At 30.0% G+C, this 21,798-nt stretch carries 21 protein-coding genes; 9 read left to right on the forward strand and 12 right to left on the reverse strand.

Going from position 1 to position 21,798, the window contains the following annotated elements:
- The first annotated feature begins 66 nt into the window (after positions 1-66).
- On the forward strand, positions 67-1,086 hold the full coding sequence (locus ACWJJ7_RS08115; protein WP_462964733.1) for a 2-hydroxyacyl-CoA dehydratase family protein: 1,020 nt from the start codon (positions 67-69) through the stop codon (positions 1,084-1,086).
- A 108-nt stretch (positions 1,087-1,194) separates the two neighbouring features.
- A complete protein-coding gene (locus ACWJJ7_RS08120) occupies positions 1,195-1,953 on the forward strand; it encodes an acyl-CoA dehydratase activase (RefSeq protein WP_462964734.1) in 759 nt (252 codons plus the stop codon).
- Positions 1,954-2,046: 93 nt separating this feature from the next.
- Here the strand turns inward: ACWJJ7_RS08120 and ACWJJ7_RS08125 are convergent, their stop codons facing one another.
- Positions 2,047-3,555: a DUF1846 domain-containing protein gene (locus tag ACWJJ7_RS08125; RefSeq protein WP_462964735.1), complete on the reverse strand. Its 1,509-nt coding sequence runs from the start codon at positions 3,553-3,555 to the stop codon at positions 2,047-2,049.
- 368 nt (positions 3,556-3,923) lie between these two features.
- Between ACWJJ7_RS08125 and queD the strand changes: the two genes are divergently transcribed.
- Genes queD through queC form a run of 4 tightly spaced genes read left to right on the forward strand, consistent with a single transcriptional unit; the run spans position 3,924 to position 6,291 of the window.
- Entirely contained in the window at positions 3,924-4,355 is a 432-nt protein-coding gene (gene queD / locus ACWJJ7_RS08130) for a 6-carboxytetrahydropterin synthase QueD (protein ID WP_462964736.1), read from the forward strand.
- A 1-nt stretch (position 4,356) separates the two neighbouring features.
- Entirely contained in the window at positions 4,357-5,022 is a 666-nt protein-coding gene (queE, locus tag ACWJJ7_RS08135) for a putative 7-carboxy-7-deazaguanine synthase QueE (RefSeq protein WP_462964737.1), read from the forward strand.
- Between the two features lie 4 nt (positions 5,023-5,026).
- Complete coding sequence (folE, locus tag ACWJJ7_RS08140) at positions 5,027-5,617, forward strand: GTP cyclohydrolase I FolE (protein ID WP_462964738.1); 591 nt, start codon at positions 5,027-5,029, stop codon at positions 5,615-5,617.
- Between the two features lie 17 nt (positions 5,618-5,634).
- Complete coding sequence (gene queC / locus ACWJJ7_RS08145; protein ID WP_462964739.1) at positions 5,635-6,291, forward strand: 7-cyano-7-deazaguanine synthase QueC; 657 nt, start codon at positions 5,635-5,637, stop codon at positions 6,289-6,291.
- Positions 6,292-6,345: 54 nt separating this feature from the next.
- Here the strand turns inward: queC and ACWJJ7_RS08150 are convergent, their stop codons facing one another.
- The 3 genes from ACWJJ7_RS08150 to ACWJJ7_RS08160 all read right to left on the reverse strand — a co-directional run bounded on the left by ACWJJ7_RS08150 (position 6,346) and on the right by ACWJJ7_RS08160 (position 8,724).
- On the reverse strand, positions 6,346-6,669 hold the full coding sequence (locus tag ACWJJ7_RS08150) for a thioredoxin family protein (RefSeq protein ID WP_462964740.1): 324 nt from the start codon (positions 6,667-6,669) through the stop codon (positions 6,346-6,348).
- A 400-nt stretch (positions 6,670-7,069) separates the two neighbouring features.
- Positions 7,070-7,963, reverse strand: a complete 894-nt coding sequence (locus ACWJJ7_RS08155; RefSeq protein WP_462964741.1) for a GNAT family N-acetyltransferase — start codon at positions 7,961-7,963, stop codon at positions 7,070-7,072.
- Positions 7,964-8,061: 98 nt separating this feature from the next.
- The gene (locus ACWJJ7_RS08160; protein ID WP_462964742.1) at positions 8,062-8,724 is read right to left on the reverse strand and encodes a hypothetical protein; all 663 of its coding nucleotides are present in this window, start codon (positions 8,722-8,724) and stop codon (positions 8,062-8,064) included.
- Between the two features lie 340 nt (positions 8,725-9,064).
- On the opposite strand from ACWJJ7_RS08160, the gene ACWJJ7_RS08165 reads away from it, so the two are divergent.
- Together ACWJJ7_RS08165 and ACWJJ7_RS08170 are read left to right on the forward strand one after the other, a co-directional pair.
- Positions 9,065-11,152, forward strand: a complete 2,088-nt coding sequence (locus tag ACWJJ7_RS08165; RefSeq protein ID WP_462964743.1) for a helix-turn-helix domain-containing protein — start codon at positions 9,065-9,067, stop codon at positions 11,150-11,152.
- Positions 11,153-11,298: 146 nt separating this feature from the next.
- Positions 11,299-12,717, forward strand: a complete 1,419-nt coding sequence (locus ACWJJ7_RS08170; protein ID WP_462964744.1) for an MATE family efflux transporter — start codon at positions 11,299-11,301, stop codon at positions 12,715-12,717.
- Positions 12,718-12,806: 89 nt separating this feature from the next.
- Here ACWJJ7_RS08170 and ACWJJ7_RS08175 read toward each other — a convergent pair whose 3' ends face one another.
- A complete protein-coding gene (locus ACWJJ7_RS08175) occupies positions 12,807-13,457 on the reverse strand; it encodes a Type 1 glutamine amidotransferase-like domain-containing protein (protein ID WP_462964745.1) in 651 nt (216 codons plus the stop codon).
- A 514-nt stretch (positions 13,458-13,971) separates the two neighbouring features.
- On the opposite strand from ACWJJ7_RS08175, the gene gltX reads away from it, so the two are divergent.
- Positions 13,972-15,627, forward strand: a complete 1,656-nt coding sequence (gene gltX / locus ACWJJ7_RS08180) for a glutamate--tRNA ligase (RefSeq protein ID WP_462964746.1) — start codon at positions 13,972-13,974, stop codon at positions 15,625-15,627.
- 33 nt (positions 15,628-15,660) lie between these two features.
- On the opposite strand, the gene ACWJJ7_RS08185 is transcribed toward gltX, so the two are convergent.
- From ACWJJ7_RS08185 to ACWJJ7_RS08215, 7 genes are all read right to left on the reverse strand, one after another.
- On the reverse strand, positions 15,661-16,560 hold the full coding sequence (locus tag ACWJJ7_RS08185; protein WP_462964747.1) for a sensor histidine kinase: 900 nt from the start codon (positions 16,558-16,560) through the stop codon (positions 15,661-15,663).
- Positions 16,561-16,599: 39 nt separating this feature from the next.
- Positions 16,600-17,337: an ABC transporter permease gene (locus ACWJJ7_RS08190; protein ID WP_462964748.1), complete on the reverse strand. Its 738-nt coding sequence runs from the start codon at positions 17,335-17,337 to the stop codon at positions 16,600-16,602.
- A complete protein-coding gene (locus ACWJJ7_RS08195) occupies positions 17,330-18,253 on the reverse strand; it encodes an ATP-binding cassette domain-containing protein (protein ID WP_462964749.1) in 924 nt (307 codons plus the stop codon). Before ACWJJ7_RS08195 ends, ACWJJ7_RS08190 begins: the two co-directional genes overlap by 8 nt.
- Before the next feature lie 19 nt (positions 18,254-18,272).
- Positions 18,273-18,986, reverse strand: a complete 714-nt coding sequence (locus ACWJJ7_RS08200; protein WP_462964750.1) for a hypothetical protein — start codon at positions 18,984-18,986, stop codon at positions 18,273-18,275.
- A gap of 91 nt (positions 18,987-19,077) precedes the next feature.
- Positions 19,078-19,839 (reverse strand): hypothetical protein, encoded by a 762-nt coding sequence (locus ACWJJ7_RS08205; RefSeq protein WP_462964751.1) that lies wholly within the window; start codon positions 19,837-19,839, stop codon positions 19,078-19,080.
- Position 19,840: 1 nt separating this feature from the next.
- On the reverse strand, positions 19,841-20,743 hold the full coding sequence (locus tag ACWJJ7_RS08210) for an ABC transporter ATP-binding protein (RefSeq protein ID WP_462964752.1): 903 nt from the start codon (positions 20,741-20,743) through the stop codon (positions 19,841-19,843).
- A 127-nt stretch (positions 20,744-20,870) separates the two neighbouring features.
- Complete coding sequence (locus ACWJJ7_RS08215; protein WP_462964753.1) at positions 20,871-21,563, reverse strand: response regulator transcription factor; 693 nt, start codon at positions 21,561-21,563, stop codon at positions 20,871-20,873.
- Positions 21,564-21,798 lie beyond the last annotated feature (235 nt).

A 21,798-nucleotide genomic window follows, 5' to 3' on the forward strand; every position in this document is an offset into this window, starting at 1 on the left:
CCGTTTTAGGTAGTTTTTTGTTTTAGGGTGGTTTATGCCCTTTTTTATTTTTTAGGAGGATTCATAATGAAGAAAATAGGCTTAACAACTACGGTACCAATAGAAGTCCTCATTGCAGCAGGTTATACGCCTCTAGATTTAAATAATATTTTTATAACCTCCAAGGATTATTTGAAATATATAGACATTGCAGAAAGAGATGGTTTCCCCAGAAGCCTGTGCACTTGGATAAAGGGGATTTATGGAGCATGCTTAGCAAACGGCATCAAAGAGATAATTGGAGTTGTGGAGGGCGACTGTTCTAATACCAAAGCCCTTATTGAAGTACTTACGTTAAGAGGAATTAAAGTTTATCCCTTTTCCTTTCCACACAGTCACAAATTAGATGATGTAGAACATGAAATAAATAAATTTATGAATGTCTTTAATGTAACAATTGAAGAAGTTGAAGTAGTTAGAAAAAGACTAAATGAAATTAGAGCCTTAGCTAAAACAATTGATGAATTAACATATATCCATAATAAAGCAACGGGCTTTGAAAATCACCTATATCAAGTAAGCTTAAGTGATTTCAATGGAGATATAGATGCCTTTGAAGTCGAACTAAAAAAGACTATTTGCGAAATGAAAAATAAAAAACCAGTAATTAGAAAGCTTCGACTTGGATACATAGGTGTCCCCCCTATGACCTCTGATATATATGAATTTGTTGAGAAGTTTAATGCTAATTTTGTATACAATGAAGTTCAAAGAGAATTTGCTTTTCCAAGAGCAGATAAATCACTAAATATATTTCAGCAATATTATGACTACACTTATCCTTATGATACTGACTTTAGGATCAAAGAGTTACAAAATCAAATTGACGAGCGTAAATTAGATGGAATAATTCACTACACTCAAGCCTTTTGCTATAGAGCAGTCGAAAATATTATTTTAAAAGAAAAATTAGATATACCCATATTAAATATCGAAGGTGACAAGTTAAATATCTTAGATGCAAGAACAAAACTTAGGTTAGAAGCCTTTCTTGATATGCTACTAGATTTAAAGACATTTCAGAAGGAAAGTCCCTCTCTTCTATAGGTGCGGGATCCATACTATAACAAATAGAAAGGTTTAATGTGAATATAAATCTCCTTCTGAAGTCGTTAATATTACAGCTTCGAATAAGATGATTAAAGGGGGCCAAAAATGCGAGTGTTAGGAATTGACCTTGGAAGTCGCGAAGTTAAAATTGTCTTAATGGAAGACAATAAAATAATACAGAAGGTGAAAGTAAGTACCATGACCTTTTACAGAAATTACTGCGACTTTGATGGTAAGATTATTGTAAATTTAGATAAGCTTGATATTAGGCGAATTGATAGGGCAGTGTCTACAGGCTACGGAAGAAATAATATTGATTTATTGTTGTTCACACCAATAAATGAGATAAAAGCCCATGTGTATGGAGGATTCTATCAAACTGGCTTAAAGGATTTTATTCTTTTAGATGTAGGTGGCCAAGATGTTAAGGTTGTAAAAGTGGAAAAAGGCATCACCACCGACCTAGAGCTTAATGAAAAATGTGCTGCTTCCTGTGGTAGATATTTAGAGAATATGGCAAATGTACTTGAAATATCACTTGATGACATGAGTGTGCATTATGAAAATCCTGTAGAACTTAATTCAACCTGTGCGGTGTTTTCTGAGTCAGAGTTAATTGGAAAAATAGCTGAAGGTGTAAGTATAGAAAACTTGTGTTCCAGTGTTAACTACTCACTATACAAGAGACTTCAACCTCTTTTAAGTAGATTTAAAGGTAAAAAATTAATTTTAACCGGCGGTGTTGCTAATAATACCTCACTAAAAAAATATTTAAAAGAAGATTATGAAGATATCGTATCCATTGAGCAGCCACAATTCAACGGAGCCATTGGATGCTGCTATTATGGGAGTAAGTTTTTATAAGACTTATTTCTTTTTCATCATAATAAGCCCACCCTATCTTTTGATAGCGGTGGGCTTATTATTCTATTAGATATAAGGAATCAAAAAAATAACTTAATTATTATAGTAAAGACTTTCAGTTGCATATTCTGCATCACAGGTTATATCTATTCCAAGTTTTCTGAAAGTTTGTTCGTCATTTGTACTTATAATTGTAGTTGAGTGTGCTTGACATCCTTTTATCATTGTTAACTTATCCATAGCTACCTTAGCTATCGGATTTGTAACAGCACATATACTAAGTGCAATTAACACATTTTCACAATCTAAAGCTGGTTTCTTACTACCTAATGTTTTTGATTTCAGATTTATAATTGGCTCAAGTATAACTGGAGAAATAAGATGAATTTCGTCATCTATATTTGCAAAATATTTAACAGCATTTAAAATTATTGCAGCTGTTGCATCCATTACAGCTGAACTTTTACTAGTTAATATTGTTCCATCATTAAGCTCCATTGCCATTGCCGGGCAAGTTTCATTTTTACTCGAACATTGTTTTAAAGCAGCCGAGCGTTCTCTTGCAGGAATAACAACCTTTCTATCTTGCTGTTTTAAATTAAGCTCTTCCATAAGAAGCTTTACCCGCTCGAAGGTTTCTTTATCTATGTAACCTTTTTTATACTCACATCCTGTTTTGAAATACCTTCTTATTATCTCTTGTCTAGATGCTTCTTTAATAACCTCATCGTCAATAATTCCAAAGCCTACTCTGTTAACTCCCATATCTGTTGGAGATTTATAAACAGCTTCTTCATTTGTTATCCTTTCTATAATTCTCCTAAGTACAGGGAAGGTTTCAATATCACGATTATAGTTTACAGATATCTTATTATAAGCATCAAAGTGGAATGAATCCAACATATTTACATCATTAAGATCTGCCGTTGCAGCTTCATAAGCTATGTTTAGAGGATGCTTTAAAGGAATATTCCATACTGGGAAGGTTTCAAATTTTGAATAACCAGCTGCTCTGCCTTGCTTATGTTCATGATAAAGCTGGCTAAGGCAAGTAGCTAGCTTTCCACTTCCTGGTCCTGGTGCTGTTACAACTACAATAGATTTTGTTGTTTCAATATATGGATTTTTGCCATATCCCTCATCACTTACAATTGCATCTACATCTGTAGGATATCCTTTGGTTGCCCTATGTTTGTATACTTTTATTCCTCTACGCTCTAGCTTATTTATAAAAATCGTAGTTGCTGGTTGCCCGTCATATCTGGTTATTACAACACTATTTACATCAAGATCATATTCACGTAAATCATCAATTAATCTTAAAACATCCACATCATATGTAATACCGAAATCCCCTCTAATTTTGTTTCGCTCGATATCTCCTGCATATACACAAATAATGACTTCAACTTTTTCTTTTAATTTATGTAGTAACTTGATCTTTGCATTTTCATCAAATCCTGGTAAAACTCTTTTTGCATGAAGGTCATTGAAAAGCTTCCCACCAAATTCTAAATATAACTTATCATAATTATTAACTCTTTCTAAAATATATTTTGATTGCTCTTCCAAATATTTTTTCTGATCAAATCCTATTTTCATTTTTACTCCTCACTAACAACATTATTTTTTAGATATATTATACCCAATATTTCTCCATAGTACTATAATTGAATATGCTTTTACAACTTTCTATTATTACACAATTTCAGTTTAAAGTAAACTTTATATTGATTTGACATACATCATAACTTATAGTAAAATTTATAATTATAAAACCTAATAAGACAGTTCTAAACCATCCTGTCTATAAACAAAACTAGGACGTAACTACCGTTTTAGGTAGCTTTTTTTTGTATGAGGGTAGATTATGCCCTTTTTTATTTACAAAAAATTATAAAATATAAAAATTTAAATGATTTTTTCGAAATATTAAGGATATTAACATAAATTTTGAGAGGAGTGAACACATGTATATTTTAAAGGCTGAACATAGCTTTGACAGCGCACATTTTCTTTCTGGTTATGAAGGTAAATGTTCGAATATTCACGGACATAGATGGAAGGTTGAAGTTTACGTGCAATCAGAAACCTTGGTACACGGCGGACAACTTGATGGCATGATAATAGATTTTGGTGATTTAAAAAAAGATGTTAAAGCTATGACGAATTTTTATGACCATGCCTTAATAGTGCAAGAAGGCACCATGAGATGCGAGACATTAAATTGTATAAATCAAGATGGCTTTAATGTAATTGAGGTTGATTTTAGACCGACAGCAGAAAACTTTGCAGCATTTTTCTTTAAACTAATGAAGGATAAAGGATATTCGGTAAAGAGGACTACAGTTTATGAAACACCTACTAATAGTGCAACATATGAAGAAAGTGAGGTAATTTAAAGTGAAATTTAAGGTAGTAGAAAAGTTCATAAGTGTTAACGGAGAAGGTCCTCTATCAGGGCAGCTAGTAGTATTTATAAGATTTGCAGGTTGTAATTTACATTGTAGCTACTGCGATACCACTTGGGCTAATAAGGAAGATGTTTGTTATGACTTAATGACGTCTGTTGATATATATAAATATGTAAAATCTACTGAAATTCAAAATGTAACCTTAACCGGTGGTGAGCCCCTATTACAAGAAGGAATTATAGAATTATTAGAAATGCTTTCTAAAGATATATCGCTTCATGTTGAAATTGAAACTAATGGCAGTATTCTTTTAGATAAATTTTCAAGTGTAGAAAATCCACCAAGCTTTACTATGGATTATAAACTACCCTCAAGCAATATGGAAGATAAAATGACTTTAAATAACTATAAGTATTTAAGTTATAAAGACACAGTTAAATTTGTTGCAGGTAGCATGGAGGACTTACATAAGTCCAAATTCATAATAGATAAATATGATCTAACTGGCAAAACGAATGTGTATATTAGTCCAGTATTCGGACAAATCGACCTAGAAGAGATTGTAGAATTTATGAAGGATAATAAAATGAATGGTGTTAATCTTCAAATGCAACTTCATAAAATCATTTGGGATCCAAATAAGAGAGGTGTATAAAATTATGGCAATTGATACAAAAGCAATTGAAGAACACATAAAAGGCATTTTAATAGCTTTAGGTGATGACCCATCAAGGGAAGGCCTTAAAGATACCCCAACACGTGTAGCTAAAATGTATGAAGAAGTATTCGCTGGCATGTGTTATAGCAATGACGAGATTGCAGAAATTTTTAACACTACATTTGTTGATGATTTAATAGTTAAAGAGGATTCCTCTGATATGGTTATAATGAAGGATATTCAAATCTTTAGCCATTGCGAACATCATTTAGCTTTAATGTATGATATGAAAGTTTCTGTTGCATACATTCCTACTAAAAAAATTATTGGTTTAAGTAAAATTGCAAGAATAGCTGATATGGTAGGTCGCAGATTGCAGCTTCAAGAAAGAATAGGAACAGACATAGCTGAAATTATGCAGATAGTAACTAACTCACGCGACGTGGCTGTTATTATAGAAGGTGAACATGCCTGCATGACAACTCGTGGAATAAAAAAACCAGGCACTAAAACATTGTCAACTACTTTTAGAGGAAGATTTAATACCGATGTAATTCTAAATAATAAATTAATGATGCTTTATACTAAATAAAAGGAGGCACGTGAATTATGAATAGAGAAAAAGCAGTGGTAGTATTCAGTGGCGGACAAGATAGCACTACTTGTTTATTTTGGGCGCTCGCGAAATATAAAGAGGTTATAGCTGTATCTTTTGATTACGGTCAAAAGCATATATTAGAACTCGATTGTGCAAAGGATATATGTAAAAAGCACGGCATTGAGCATCATTTTTTAGACTTAAACCTATTAAACCAGCTTGCACCAAATTCATTAACAAGGAAAGATATAAAAGTGGACAGGTCAGCACCTAAAGATAATGTACCTAATTCCTTCGTAGATGGAAGAAACTTATTATTCTTAAGTTTTGTAGCTGTGTTTGCAAAGCAAAGGGGTATAAGTAATATTATAACTGGCGTATCTCAAAGTGATTTTAGTGGATACCCAGATTGTAGAGATGTATTTATAAAATCTTTAAATGTTACCTTAAATTTAGCTATGGGCTATGATTTTGTAATTGAAACCCCTTTAATGTGGATTAACAAGGCAGAGACTTGGAAAATGGCTTATGATTTAGGTGTACTTGATATAGTTAAAGAGGATACTTTAACTTGTTATAATGGAATAAAAGGTAATGGTTGTGGAGACTGTCCTTCTTGTAAATTAAGAAAAAAGGGATATTTAGAATTCAAAGAAAAATATCTGTAAAAAAGAAAAGAGCGTTGGTAAATTCACTAAATTTGCCAACATTTTTTTAGTTTTTTAAAACAAAATATCATAATACCTTCCTATAGTTGTTTCTAGCATTTCAACACTAATAAATCTTGCCTCTCGAATAATCTCTTTACCTTCAATATAAACCAAAATTGCAGGCAATGTAAATATTGAGTACTGTCCCGCTGCCTCTGTAAATTCATCAATCTTAATTTTACTTATATTAAGTTTTGGAAATTTAGTAATCATTTTTTCAATTTTAGGAAGCAATGCACTGCACACACTGCAGCCTTCTGATGCAAAGTAAATCATAGCTATGGTATTGTTTTTTATGAACTCATCCATTTCATCTAAAGTATTTAACTCTATCATTTTCTTCTCCTTTTTCAACTAATTAATTAAGTATCTCTATGAATTGTTATCGTTAATCACCTTTCCATCAGAATTTTTCTCATCCGAGCATAATTACTTGCTATTATATATTATTAACTATAAAATCACCTTGCTGCGGCATTCCCACCTCGTCCATTGTACGTAAAGCTATTTATGACGCAAAACTTTTTTATTACATCCATTTATGTTTTCCCCCTATTCTTAATCAACTTAATATTTTAAAATACCTAGATTATAGATAATCTCCGCATTTGAATATATGTATGTACTAAATTATAGTTTATTACACCACAATTATAAACCTGTGTATAGTCGGTGGCAGCATATTTAATATAAAAAAGGACCTTCATCAATTCATCTGATGACAGTCCCTAATGTTTTAAGATATCACATAATAATCCATTACAGAAATCTCTTCAAAGCCACAGGATTCATAAAGGTCAAGTGCATTATTATTTTCTGTAGCAACTTCAAGAAAGATATTATCTACGTCTTTTTCCTTTAATATATTAAGGGTAGAACTTAAAATTTCTCGTCCATATCCCTTTCCACGGAAATCTGGAAGCACTCCAAACCCGTAAATAAAACCCTCATTATCAGTTATGCTAATATGAATTTTACCTATAATTTCGCCCTTAAGCTCAGCCAGATAGCTAATAAAACTATCATCTAACTGAATGGATGGTCTTTCTACGTCCTCTTTATCATCCTCTTCTACGGAAGCTCCAAAATAAATAGAAGTTTGCCTCTCAATTTCAGCCGAATCTTCACTAGTTGCCAATCTAAGTTTAATGACATAGTCATGAGTATCGTCTAAAACTTTTTTACTTAAGCACATTTTATACTCTGCGTAAGCATATTCAGCTCCAATAGAGTTTATAAAGGCTAAACCTAAAGTCGATGTATGGTCGCATAGCACTAACACCTCTGGAGCGCTTGTTCTTCGCCATTCTTCCTTAGCAATCAAATATAGTTTTTTGAAAATTCCTTTTCTGCGAAACTTAGGATGTACCATACCGCTGACTTCTACTGTATCTCCTCCGAAATTACATAAACCTAAATAACCTACTAAAATTCCATTTTCATAATAGAGAAACTCTGTCATAATTTTATTTTTTATGGGATTTTTTTCCCGGTGCATTTTAAAATCAAGTTCTAATTTTAAATTAGTTTTTTGCTTTTCATAGCAAACGGCTTCTAGATTTTTAATAGCTTCATATTCTTCTTCATTTAATTCTAACTTCATAGAAATAGTATGCTGCTGATTATCCATTGTTTTTCCCCCTAATTTTGAAATTCATATTTAAAATATAACTTATATTTTATCAAAGCTAAACATAAAAAACAATTATACTTCTCAATAACTCCAATCTAAACCCTACCCCTTTTGCTATGCCTATCTCTAGACATAACCTTCCAAAAGTGTCTAAGAGTATGTAACCCCTCATAAAGAAAGCCTGTTTTACAAAAGAAAAGCTCATCATCTTTTGTTTTTAACTTCTGTTTAAATGGATAGTCGTTGAGATTTCCCGAATAACAAATAAATTTTTCCATTATATCACAAATTTCTGTTGGTGTTATCTGATAGGGTTCTAATGAAGTAAGCTTGATTCCGCCTTGTATTAATGCTTCCATGACAAATTCAGAGCATATATATGTCTTGTAAACAGCATGCTTTTTATTAGAAATAATTCCAATAGCTTGGAGGAAATTATAGTAATATATCTCATCATCATTATATATATCATATATGAATTTACTTATTAATTCATATTTTCTACCAGTTACAGGTATCCGATATACATTAATAGGAACATCTTTTTCAAGTCCTATGGTAAGAGTAAATGCACTTTCTCTCACTATACCTCCTACAAGAGGGTTGCTAATTGAAAACCTACAAAAGGAATACATTTGAATTAAATTTTTATCCAGACTGATTGATGCATGATTATATTTTTCTTTTAAAAATTTTCTAACTATCTTACCTGTAGAAGTTGGTGTTCTTGAAATAACAATATAAATATATTTCCCCATTCCACTCCTCCTTACAACTTCAAATACATTTCAATTATTGAAGTATTACTATAGTATCGTTTCCATATTATTCATTTATTATGTAATTTTTCATTGACAAAACTTACAATTAAACATACCATCTCTTTATTGGCTATAATATAAAACTCAAATAGCTATTTTAAATAAAGGGGTGTGAACGACAAATAGAGCCCATAGAAAAAGTTAGGGAAGTTTAATAATTTTTCAGTAAATTGCTAACCATTCCTATTTATTCCTGCAACTTGCCATGTGGGTATAACTTTTAAATTCATGATGTATAATATATATATACATAATAATTAATGAAGAGGTTAATACAATGAGAAAAGAATACATAAGTTATATAAACGATTTACCTATAAGCATTTTCCTTGAGAATATAAAGGACTATCCATTCCATTGGCATAATTCTATAGAAATAATTTTTGTGCTTGAGGGTACCATTAATGTACTTATAGAATCAGGCAATTATGAAGTATACGAGCGTGAACTTAAGATTATAAATTGTGATGAAGCTCATAGAATTTACTCAGAAGTTGAAAATAAGGTTTTGATTTTTCACTTAGACCCCACATTTTTCGAAAAATATTATGATGATATGAAAAATATTTATTTTTATACAAACTCAAGTGAAGAAGGCGCACAAAGGGAAGAAAAGTACGATGCTCTCAGGAAATATTTATCTATTTTAGCTTGTGAAGTAATACAAAAGAGCGAGAATTTTGATGATCAAATAGAGGCTATTCTAGTAACGTTATTATTCCATTTAATAAACAACTTTCACTATCTTACCTATGATGAGAAAGATATAAAAGAAAATGTAATACAATTCCAAAGATATCATAGAATCAGCAAGTACATTTATAATAATTACATGAACAAAATTAGTTTACAGGATATAGCGAGTCTGGAATATTTAAGTTCTTATTATTTATCCCATCAAATAAAAGATATGACTGGAACAAATTTTAGTGAGTTAGTAAATATTGTACGAGTAGATGAATCTATTAAATTACTATTAGATACAGATAAAACTATCTCAGATATTGCTCTGGATGTTGGTTTTTCTCATGCTAGGTATTATAATAAGAGCTTTAAAGACCACTACAAATGTACTCCACTACAATTCAGAAAAAAACATCATATACCAGAGGAAGAATTTGATAGCTTTAAAAAAGTACAAACTTATGATTTATCTGGATCACTTCAGTATTTATCTTATTATTTAGAAGACTATGATAGATTTAACTATACCAACAAAATTATAAAACTCCAAACAGATTTTGTGCTTCCAAGTACAAAATTACAACATAAATGGAAGGAAAAAATAAATTTAGGGCAAGCAAAAGAACTTATTAAAGCGCGAGAACAGGGATATTTAAGAGCTATTCAAGAGTCTATAGGCTTTGAAAATGGTATAGTTCAAAACCTGTTTGGAAAAGAAATGAAAATATATTTCAATGAAAACGTAAAGTTTTTAAACTGGAATGAAGTTGAAAAGCTTTTAGAATTTTTAATGGATATATCCCTTGTACCATTAATAATTTTGAACCAGACTTTTGAAGATAAAAGTTCTTTCATAAAACTTTTAGAAAGCTTTATACTATATTTTGCTGATATATATGGAATTGAGGTAGTAAAGCTATGGAAATTCCAAGCCTCAATGGATTTATCTATAGAGTATATAAATATTACTCGGGAAATTTTCGAAAAATATAAATTGCAAAATTTAATAGAGGATCCGTTTAATGTTCCTAAAGCTATAAATACTATTTATGATTCTTCCTATATGCTTCCATATATAATTCATAATTTTATTAACAACAATAGCAGTCTGCTCACCCTAAAAGCTTTTGATACCGTGGAGGAAAACTCAATTTTAAACAACGAATTGTTTTTTGGTTCACCAGGCTTGCTTACTTTAGATGGGATAAAGAAAGCTTCCTACTATGCTTATTATTTATTATCAAAACTAGGAAATGAGGTTATAGACCAAGGTGATGGATATATTATCACAAGGCAAGATGAAGATATCCAGGTCTTGCTTTACAGTTACAGTGATGAACTTAATACCCTGATTAAGCTTGAGGATTTATCCAAAGGTAAGGGTATTAAAAATATTACTGAGAGAAAAATATCATTATCCATTAAAAATTTAGTGCATGACTATAAAGTTATTAAATATGAAATTGGAGAAAAAGTTGGCTCAGCTTATGATATTTGGTTACGCATGGGTAAGCCAAAAAGACTGGGTTATGATGAATGGAAAATTCTAACTAAGATTTCCGCTCCCAATATTTCTTTATCTTTTGCTAAAAAAACTGCAGTTTATAATAACATACTAAAGATTGAAGGCTATGGTTCTACCTTAATAGTTCTTCAAGAAGTACAAAAACACCTGTTTTAAGGTGTTTTTGTGTTATTTACGCATAATGTGTTCTCACATGTTAGCAACTTTGTACTTTTTATGTAGCAATTGCGTGAATGTTAAAATATTCATAATGGCGTATAATAATATTAAGGAAACAAATTGATTAAGGAGAAGTGGATTTCATGACAATGAGTAGCGTCACAGAAAGCAATAAAATGTTTGGCGAGGAAAAAATCGGGAAACTGTTATTAAAATTTTCCGTGCCAGCAATAATTTCTTTAATGGTAGCAGAAATGTACAACATGGTAGATTCCATGTTTTTGGGACAATCAATAGGAGCTAATGCTATCGGTGCTTTAACCATAGCATTTCCAATTCAAAGATTATTTTTAGCTATATCTATGCTTATAGCCATTGGTGCTTCCACCGCCGTTGCAAGAAGCTGTGGAGACGAAGATTTTGAAAATTTAAGAATTATTATACCTAATGCTATAGTTCTAATGTTTATAATCGTATCTGTGGTTAGTTTTAGCATCTTTATTTTTCAAGATAAAATTTTACTTAGCTTAGGTGCTTCACAAAATACATTTCCTCTTTCAAAAGATTATGTAAGTATAATATTAATGGGCGTTTTATTTCAATCCTTTACATTAATTGCATCTTATATTATAACTGCTTTTGGAGACACTAAAATAGTTTTATTAAGTACTTCTATTGGAGCAATTTGTAATGTAATTATAGATTATTTCCTAGTAAATGTATTTTCATATGGAGTAAAAGGAGCTGCTATAGCAACAGTAGCATCTCAGATAATAGCTTTTATATATGTTTTAATTGTATTTATGAAAATAAAGAAGGGATTAAAATTTTCTTTTAAATTAACTCTTAATAAAGCAGTATCAATTGGAATAATATGTATTGGATTTTCAACCTTTATAATAGAGATATCAGATGCAGTAGTCGCTGCTATATTAAACAATTTACTAGCCTCTTATGGCGGAGATTTGGCCATCGTAACAGTTGGTTTAACTACAAGAGTTTCAATGTTTTTGTTTATGACGATTATGGGTATAAGTTCAGCTATGCAACCCATAGCCGCCTATAATTATGGTGCTGGAAATTATACGAGATTAAAAGAAGTTGTTAAAACATCTATAATTGCAGTATCTGTAAGTTCAACTATATTGTGGGCAATATTCATGATCTTTTCAAAACAGCTTATAGGATTATTTATAAATGATCCTGCCATTATACAGCAGACAGCAAAGGCTTTCAGAGTAGTTATAGCTGTATTCCCTTGCATTGGAGTATATTATTTATCAATCTCCTATTGCCAAGCTATAAATAGAGTTAAAGCCTCTTTAAAATTATCTATTTTTAGACAGTTAATAGTATTTATACCACTAGTGTATGCCTTTGTAAGTGGTTTGGATATGGGTGTATTTGGAGCATGGCTTGCTTATCCTGTATCGGATATGATATCCTTCATTACAGCTGCTATATTCATTAAATATACTTATATTTCTTTAGAAATACTAGAGATGCATCAAATTTTCAAGAAGAATAAGGCTAAACTTAAACTTGCTAATGCAACTATTTAATTTGCACAATAAAATTTTATATTTCCAGTAAAAGTCGATGTACAAATTATTACATCGACTTTTAACGACTTCAGAAGGAGATGATTTAACTAAGCTTTCCTTATTTCACCCTCTTTTATCATTTTTATATCGCCATAAAAGTGCACTTTATTATCCATCACAATAATTCCATCGCCATCATTACATGTATAAACTGTATTACCCGTATTATTAGAATATTCCTTTAACTCATCTAAATAATGGCTGTGATGATTCCAATGTGGCATAAAGTCAAAATCAACTAGATCTAAAGATGATAAATCTGATAATCCAACTATATCTTCATCACTAAATTGTGCGGCTGATATGTCTTTTGCCATCATTATTGCACCTGCGCTTAATCCTATAACATAACCTCCATTTTCAACATACTTTCTAAGTCTAGTTATAAAATATCTTTTCTTTAAGCTATTTAAAAAGTAATAGGTATTCCCTGATGATAGATATATTACTTCCGATTTAAATATTTTATCTATTTTTTCTATATTACAAAAATAATCTATATCAAAATAATTAAATTCGAAATTTCCATATTCACTTAACTTATTTTTTGTTTTTTCAAAACACTTTAAATTTCTATCGGTCATTGAAGGTATATAGCTTAAAGTATATTTTTTATCTAAAAACATTTCTTTCATCTTTTTTCTCAAATTAACATTATCTTTTTCAGTAAAATCACTTAGCAGAACCAATGCTCCCATATTATCATCTCACTTCCATATTTTTTTTCTTAAGTCTTTACTTTTGATAACTTCTAATTATATGTTTCATTCATTTTATATATTATACCTTCTTTTCCAAAACCTAGACATCAGTATAGATTTATTGCTTTTTTCATTACCCTAGCTACACTTATAAAGCTTTGAGTTCTTGTAATTTTCCACTCGTGATGCTATTCTATTCCGTATAACTTCATCTTGACACCTTATATAATTTCTAAATGCTAGCCTTATTATAAAATTCACACCCAAATTTTCGCCTAATATATATATTGGTTGTTAATTTATGTTTAAAATATAATTTGTTTCATGTTGACATTCTAGATAATATATGTATAATTAATGTTAACTATAATGGAAAAGAAAAGTAATTGTAATTTCAATTTAAAGATAACCAATAAGTTTACCTTTCGTCCTATTATAGGATGATAGGTTTTTTATTTTTAATTAAATTATCACATACATTGCTTCACTTTTATAAGAAAGGATGATTAAAATGGATTATATAAAACTATCAGATTTACTGCTACCTAACATAACCACCACTCCAGAACACTATAGAGAATTTTATCCAAAAAGAAATCTCAACCCTAATGCTATGGTTACGAGATATGCGCCAAGTCCTACTGGATTTCAGCACCTTGGAGGTGTATTTGCGGCCCTTATATCTGAAAGACTAGCTCATCAAAGCGAAGGAATATTTTATCTTAGAGTAGAGGATACTGACAAAAAGAGAGAGGTCGCTGGTGCCATTGAAGACACCACTAACACTCTAAGGGATTTTGGAATTCTATTTGATGAAGGAGTTGTAGATTCGGATAATGAAAAAGGTGCATATGGACCTTATAAACAAAGCGTTCGAATTAGTATATATCATACTTTCGTAAAATCACTAATAAAAAAAGGCTTAGCTTACCCTTGCTTTTGCACTGAAGAATCTTTAGATAATACAAGGAAAATTCAACAAGAACTTAAAATCAATACAGGTTATCATGGAAAATGGGCTATTCACAGAAATTCTAGTCTTGATGAAATTAATTCTGAGTTATCAAAGGGCACACCTTATGTTATAAGACTTAGAGCTCCTGAAGAATCAGGTCGAAGAGTAGTTTGTAATGATTTAATTAAAGGTACTATAAGTATGCCAGAAAATGATCAAGACATTGTTCTCCTTAAAACTAACGGGATTCCAACATATCATTTTGCACATGCAGTAGATGATTATTTAATGGGAACAACCCATGTAATACGTGGCGAAGAGTGGCTTTCATCTCTTCCTATACATTTGCAATTATTTGAAATGTTAGGCTGTACTCCTCCAGAATATGCTCATATACCTACAATTATGAAAATGGATGGTACATCAAAACGTAAGCTCAGTAAGAGAAAAGACCCTGAAATTTCCGTAGATTTTTATAAATCTCAAGGTTATCCTTTTATAGCTGTAACTGAGTACCTTGTAAATCTTATTAACTCTAATTTTCAAGAGTGGAGAGATACTCATGAAAATGAACCTTGCACAAACTTTAATATCACCCTTGAAAACATGAGCAAAAGTGGAGCTCTATTTGATATTTTAAAACTTAATGATATTAGTAAAAATGTTATAGCTACTATGGACGCATCCACCGTATATGACCTTTATCTTAATTGGGCTAAATATTATGATACTTCAATTGCAAATGAGCTAATAGAAAATGAAGATTATTCGAAAAAAATATTTAATATTGAAAGAGAAAATGAAAAGCCAAGAAAAGATTTTGTAAAATGGTTAGATGTAAAAGAGCATATTGAATACTTCTTTGATGATCTTTATAAAAACAGCATAAAAGGTAGTTATAATTTCCCTACTCATATACCAATGGATGAGGTAAAAAGAGTTCTTACTAGCTATATAGATGTATATAATCATTCCCATGATAATGACACTTGGTTTGCAACCCTTAAAGAGCTAGCACTCGAACTTGGGTATGCGAAAAATGCGAAAACTTATAAAAAGAATCCAGATCTATTTAAAGGTCAACTATCTGATGTTGCCACAATTGTCAGAGTTGCACTAACTAATAGAACACAAACTCAAGATTTACATGAAGTAATGCAAGTTATGGGTGAAACCCGTGTAATTAAAAGATTAAGTCAAAACTTTATTTAAATAAAATTGCCACCTACATGTAGGTGGCAATTTTTATAGTCTTTTAAATTCACAACAAATACTTAACACATCATCATTAATATCCGCTGTTATGACTGCATTCATTTTTTCTACTAGTGTTTTTACAATAGAAAGTCCAAGTCCTGTTCCTTTTTCTGAGCGGGTTTTGTCTGCCATGTAAAATCTATCAAAGATTTTTTCTACATCTTCTGAAGATAAATTTATTACTGTATTGGTTATTTTTAATAGTACCACATTTGATTTAGCTTCTAAGTAAATCGATACATTATCTCTTGCGTATTTAATAGCATTACTTAACAGATTTTCAATTATTCGCTCTAAAGATTTTTTTTCGGCTATTATATAGATATTTTCATTTGGTATTTGTATATTGGACTTCAAATCTCTACTTATAAAATCATTATATTTACCAAGCAACATTTCTTGCAATATATTCGTAATGTTTGTTTTTTCAAGATTCAATTCAAAATCTTGGGATTCAACTAAAGATAGTTCATAAAAATCATTTAATAAGCTTTCAAGAGATTTAGTCCTCTGCTCCGCTATGTTTAAATATTCCACTCTTTCTTCATCACTTATATTATCTAGTTTTAAAAATTGAATATATCCCTTTATTGATGTTAATGGGGTTCTAAGGTCATGTGACATATTTGAAATGTTTTGTTTTTGCTCATTTTGAAATTTAATTTTGCTTGCTTCACATTGTTTTCTCATATTTATAGTGTCATTTATAACTTTAGTTAATACTTCAATTTCTGGATTTATAAGACCTATAGTTATTTTTTTATCTATATTATTTTCATTAATATCTATAAGTTGATTTGTTACACTTATTACTTGCTTTTTCATATAAAATAAGCGTGCAAACAAAATTACTGATATGATTATTAGTACTACAATTATAAATATCACTTTATCACCCACCTTTGCTATATATGTTTTTTTCTAAAATCACTTAATCTCTGCTTTGTTAAAAAAATACACACTTAATAATGTTGAAACTACTATTGTTGTTATAGCGACTCCTATTATTTTAAATCCCTGTGAAAATTCAACATACTTCGTGTCCAAAAACAATGATTGACCAAATATAGTTCTAGTGTAAATTTCACCACTAAGGTATTTTTGAAAAACTAAACTCCTGCAAACCCTATCAACTGTATCTATTAAAAAAAAGGCTACCACTGTAATTATGCCATTTCTACATATAAATGATATTAAAACTGCAATACTCCCTATGCCAATATATATAAGTACCATAAGAAATGATACTTTAAGTATAAATGCAAGTGAATTCAAAGTAAATACCTCACCATATCCGTTCATAATCGTATTTATTATTGTAATTAAAATTGGAGATATCAAACTAATACTTGCGATTCCAACATAATAAGATATACCTTTTGCTATAACAATGTCGCGTCTTTTATGTCCATAAGCAATTAAATTTTTTATACATCCTGATTTAAATTCATCTCCTATATAACATGCTGCAAACGCGCCTATTATCATTAATAAAGCTAGAAATTCTTGTGCCGCAAACACCTGTATTAATACTTGTTTTCCAGTCATTTCCCTACTATATAATACAGGACATAAAATTGATTGAAGTACCATAAGTACTAATATTAACTTAAATATTTTTGATGTTTTCAATTTATAAAATTCAACTTTTAATAAGTTAAGCATCTAATGCGCCCCCTATTACTTTAGTAAAGTAATCTTCTAAGTCATCTCCCATAGGCATAATTTCTTCTACTGAAATCCCTTCTCTTGAAAAGGCTTTAGACACTTTACCTGCATTATCTACATAATCATATAATTTAATAATATTATTAGGCAAAATTTCAAAATTTCTTGTTTGTAACTTTGTGTTGAGCACTACTGCTGCTTTAGCCGCATCGTCTACTTTAATGTGAAGAAGTTTTTTACATTTATCCTCTAATTCACTATCTGTAATTTGTTCTATGAGTTTACCATTATGAATTATTCCATAGCAATTTGCCAGTTGATGAAGTTCTGCTAATATGTGACTGGATATTAACATTGTAACTCCATTTTCAATGTTTAGCTTTTTTAATAACTCCCTTATCTGTATTATTGCAATAGGGTCTAATCCATTAATAGGCTCATCTAGCATTAAAAATTCTGGTTCACTAAGAAGTGCCATTGCTATGCCTAATTTTTGTTTCATGCCTTGAGAAAAATTCCTCACCTTTTTATTCTTTAAATCTACTAGTCCTACATCCGCTATAACTTTTTCTATACACTCTTTTCCTGGTATACCCTTTTGAATTCTTTCAATTTCTAGATTATCATAAGCAGTCTTATTAACATAAATCCCAGGTGTTTCTATCAAACACCCCATACGCTTTCGATTAGCTTCAACAGTCATTTCATCATTTTTACCAAATAACTCCACTCTTCCACTATCCTTTACGCAAAGGCCAGCTATAACCCTCATTACTGTAGTTTTACCGGCTCCATTTAATCCGATAAGTCCATATATCTGCCCCTTCTTAATAGTCATATCCACTGTATCTAATACCTTTATTCCTTTATATATCTTTGAAACTGCTGTAGTTTTTACTATTACATTATTCATAATGAGCTGCGCCCTTTCTTTATATATTTTTTTTATTAATTATAATGCAGGTTACTATAAGAAATATAGACCCACTGATAAGCATCACCATTGACTGATTAAAATTGTATTTCAAATGATAAAATCCCATATTAGCATTGTAAAATGGTGAATTTCTTATAGCACATTTTAATGTTTCATTTTTGCTTGATGATAGTGCCTGTGCCAGTAGTTCCAAAATCAAATCAAAATACAAGACATAAGTAATTATGCCCGTAAATATCCCATTAGCTGTACAGGCTGAAACCATCAATATAAAGGAACCTAATGTAAATGCATAAATTAAAAACACATACAAATTATTTCCTAAGATTTTAATATTTAATAAATTTGAAGAGTCTTGTCCACCATAAATGCTAAATATAACTACCATAATTTCATAAAATATGAAATAAACTAAAGCCATCATGCAAAAGCTAATCAATTTTGAAATAATTATTTCACTTCTACTAAATATACCAGTAAAAATTATTCTATCAGTCTTATTTTCAAATTCCTGTGCTAATGAAAAACAGAAACTAGTCAACCATATATATGGAATAACCGCAATTACTACAAAAGAAATATCTGTTGATTTATCTATTATTAAAATCAAAAGTAATATAGGTATAAGGATAACCACACTAATTACTATGTTTTTAATGAAGTTTTTTCTTTTCATTTCCAAGGTAAGAACCTTTAATATTCTTTTCAAATCTAATCCCTCCATAATTATAACATTTGACGAAAATAGCCATCAAAATATATCCTTTATTAAATGCTATCTTCATCAAACAATACTAAATTTATTTAATCTCTCTTTTATTTATAATAAACATTGAAAAAGCTAAAAAAACAACACCATAACCTACAGCTATTAATAATCCGTGTATATTGGCTCCTCCCCCTGTTAATCTCATTGTGCAATCTGTCCAAATGTAAAAAGGTGTTTTAGCGTAAACTGAAATTTTTTTAATAAATAATGGTTCCCTAAAGACTTTAACTACCAGTGCAGCGTTGTAAAAATTTATAGTACTTAAAGATAGTATGACAAACAAAATGCTTTTCTTTTTACTAAAGGTGATAGAAATTATAAAAATCATTAGTGATCCCATTGAAAATGTTACCACACTATAAGTGATAATTGTTTGTAAATGATCCATGCTTAGAAAGCCAGAAATCCCTATTTTTCTATATTGTAATATAGATACCAATAAACAATTTAATTCAACTAATATTGAAATAAATGCTGATAACATAATTAGTGATATTATCTTAGAAAACATTATTTCAATTCTTGTAAAAACTCCTGTAAAAAAAGTTCTAGTAGTATTAGCTCTTATATCATTTCGAAGAATTGACACACTCATATATAATATTGCAATAAATAGAAAGCGCCCAAATTCAGAAGTATGATCCATAATTTGAAATGATTTCATTGATCTTATCTGAACTAAAACAACCCACATAATAGAATAAGCATATGCAGACATAATGAGTAATATGGATTCTCTTGAATTTACTATATTTTTAACATTAAGGTACGATAACTTTAATAACTTAATCATTTTACTCATCTCCTATAGTCCTCAAATATTTTTCTTCTAAACTTTCCTTCACCTCATATACTCCTTTAAAAGGTATTTTTGCAGCACTTACCTCTAAAATCAAGTTTTCTAATTCTCCAGATTTTATAATTACATGAATAGTATCTTCCTTTAATATTTTATAATCTAGTTTTTTATTTTCAAAAAATACTTTCAGCTCTTGTAGCCTACTGGTTTCAAAAGCGACAATGTTATTACCTTTTTTTATTCCCTTTAAATTTTCCACCTTAATGAGCTTACCTTCTTGTATAAATGCAACTTTATCACACATAAGCTCGATCTCTGAAAGAATGTGACTTGACATCAATACAGCTGTTTGTTTTTCCTCAGCTATATGCTTTATAAATTTCCTAAGCTGAGGTACTATTGCAGGATCTAATCCATTAGTAGGTTCATCTAATATTAATATAGGTGGATATGATAAAACTGCTTGAGCCACTCCTAATCTTTGCTTCATTCCCAAAGAGTATTTTTTAACTTTCTTATCCATATATCCCTCAATACCTAATTTCTTAATAATTTCATCTATTTCTTTTTTATCATCGAGCCCTGATACTAGTGCAAAAAAAAGCAAATTTTCATAACCCGTTAAATCTGGATAAAAGCCTGGTGTTTCTATAACACACCCAATTTGTTTTGTCGTGCTTCTTTTAACACTTTTTATATTTTCGCCTTTTATATAAACATTGCCATCATATTTTTTAACAAGGCCAGTAATAACTTTCATTAACGTGGTCTTTCCTGCACCATTGGGCCCTACAAGTCCTATAATTTCTCCTTCATTTATTGATAAATCTACTTTATCAAGAACCTTTTGCCTTCCATAAACTTTACTTATTTTACTTAATCTTAAAACTTCACTCATCTTAACTCCCCCAAATATTTTATTTCTTATATATTTATCTTAATACCCAATACATAAGAGGAGTTAAAGAACTCCTTAAGAAAACCTTAAGAATAAAAAAATAACCAGCATATTCACTAGTTATTTTTTATGATACCTTATATCCCATACCCCATATTGTTTCTATGTATTGTTCATTAGGATTTGCCTTATGTAATTTATTCCTTAGATTGCTCATGTGAACATTAATTGTATTGTCATCTCCTAAATACTCACTTTCCCAAACACTTTCAAATAAATTAGCTTTACTAAATACTTTTTTAGTGTGAGATAAAAATAATTCAAGTATTGTAAATTCTCTAGCTGTTAATATTAACTCCTGATTATTTACAATAACTTCTTTAGTTTCTTTATTTAGAATTATATCTTTATAAGTTAAATTTTGATCACAATTATCGCCATTATTAAAAGCCATATATCTTCTAATATTTGCTTCAATTCTAGCTGAAACTTCATCTATATCAAATGGCTTAGTAATGTAATCATCTGCTCCAAGCTTTAGCATATCTATTTTATCTTGTTTATCTATTTTTGCTGAAATTACAATTACAGGCATTTGCTTAGTTTTTCTTATACACTCTAATACTTCGCATCCATTCATTCCAGGTAACATTAAATCAAGTAGTACCAATTGAAAATCATTGGTTTCAATATACATCATAGCCTCTGTACCTGAATAAGTTTGTCTTACATTATATTTATCTTTTTGCAAAAGTCTAGCTAACATATTATTTATATAATTATCATCTTCTACCACTAATATATTAATATTTTTATTCATACTCCCCCCCTAATTTGCAACCTTTATACCACCTATTTCATTATGTATTTATTTTTTTAAGGGTAGCCGAAAGGTTACTCTTATACTATATCATTATTTATACTTTTTTATTTTAAATATTGCCATTAAATCATCTCCTGCGGAGCTGTAACATCTTCTAGATAGTGTTTACACTATCCTACTCGAGAAGGGGGACAATAATGAAAATATTTTATAATCAAACATCAGAAGAAGT

Source organism: Clostridium sp. CM042 (genome assembly GCF_055080995.1).

Coding starts and splice junctions, on each gene's coding strand:
- queC (WP_462964739.1), top strand. CDS start 5,635: ATGAATAGAGAAAAAGCAGTGGTAGTATTCAGTGGCGGACAAGATAGC.
- gltX (WP_462964746.1), top strand. CDS start 13,972: ATGGATTATATAAAACTATCAGATTTACTGCTACCTAACATAACCACC.
- ACWJJ7_RS08115 (WP_462964733.1), top strand. CDS start 67: ATGAAGAAAATAGGCTTAACAACTACGGTACCAATAGAAGTCCTCATT.
- ACWJJ7_RS08155 (WP_462964741.1), bottom strand. CDS start 7,963: ATGGATAATCAGCAGCATACTATTTCTATGAAGTTAGAATTAAATGAA.
- queD (WP_462964736.1), top strand. CDS start 3,924: ATGTATATTTTAAAGGCTGAACATAGCTTTGACAGCGCACATTTTCTT.
- ACWJJ7_RS08165 (WP_462964743.1), top strand. CDS start 9,065: ATGAGAAAAGAATACATAAGTTATATAAACGATTTACCTATAAGCATT.
- ACWJJ7_RS08170 (WP_462964744.1), top strand. CDS start 11,299: ATGACAATGAGTAGCGTCACAGAAAGCAATAAAATGTTTGGCGAGGAA.
- ACWJJ7_RS08210 (WP_462964752.1), bottom strand. CDS start 20,743: ATGAGTGAAGTTTTAAGATTAAGTAAAATAAGTAAAGTTTATGGAAGG.
- ACWJJ7_RS08150 (WP_462964740.1), bottom strand. CDS start 6,669: ATGATAGAGTTAAATACTTTAGATGAAATGGATGAGTTCATAAAAAAC.
- ACWJJ7_RS08175 (WP_462964745.1), bottom strand. CDS start 13,457: ATGGGAGCATTGGTTCTGCTAAGTGATTTTACTGAAAAAGATAATGTT.
- ACWJJ7_RS08120 (WP_462964734.1), top strand. CDS start 1,195: ATGCGAGTGTTAGGAATTGACCTTGGAAGTCGCGAAGTTAAAATTGTC.
- ACWJJ7_RS08190 (WP_462964748.1), bottom strand. CDS start 17,337: ATGCTTAACTTATTAAAAGTTGAATTTTATAAATTGAAAACATCAAAA.
- ACWJJ7_RS08215 (WP_462964753.1), bottom strand. CDS start 21,563: ATGAATAAAAATATTAATATATTAGTGGTAGAAGATGATAATTATATA.
- folE (WP_462964738.1), top strand. CDS start 5,027: ATGGCAATTGATACAAAAGCAATTGAAGAACACATAAAAGGCATTTTA.
- ACWJJ7_RS08125 (WP_462964735.1), bottom strand. CDS start 3,555: ATGAAAATAGGATTTGATCAGAAAAAATATTTGGAAGAGCAATCAAAA.
- ACWJJ7_RS08205 (WP_462964751.1), bottom strand. CDS start 19,839: ATGATTAAGTTATTAAAGTTATCGTACCTTAATGTTAAAAATATAGTA.
- ACWJJ7_RS08160 (WP_462964742.1), bottom strand. CDS start 8,724: ATGGGGAAATATATTTATATTGTTATTTCAAGAACACCAACTTCTACA.
- ACWJJ7_RS08195 (WP_462964749.1), bottom strand. CDS start 18,253: ATGAATAATGTAATAGTAAAAACTACAGCAGTTTCAAAGATATATAAA.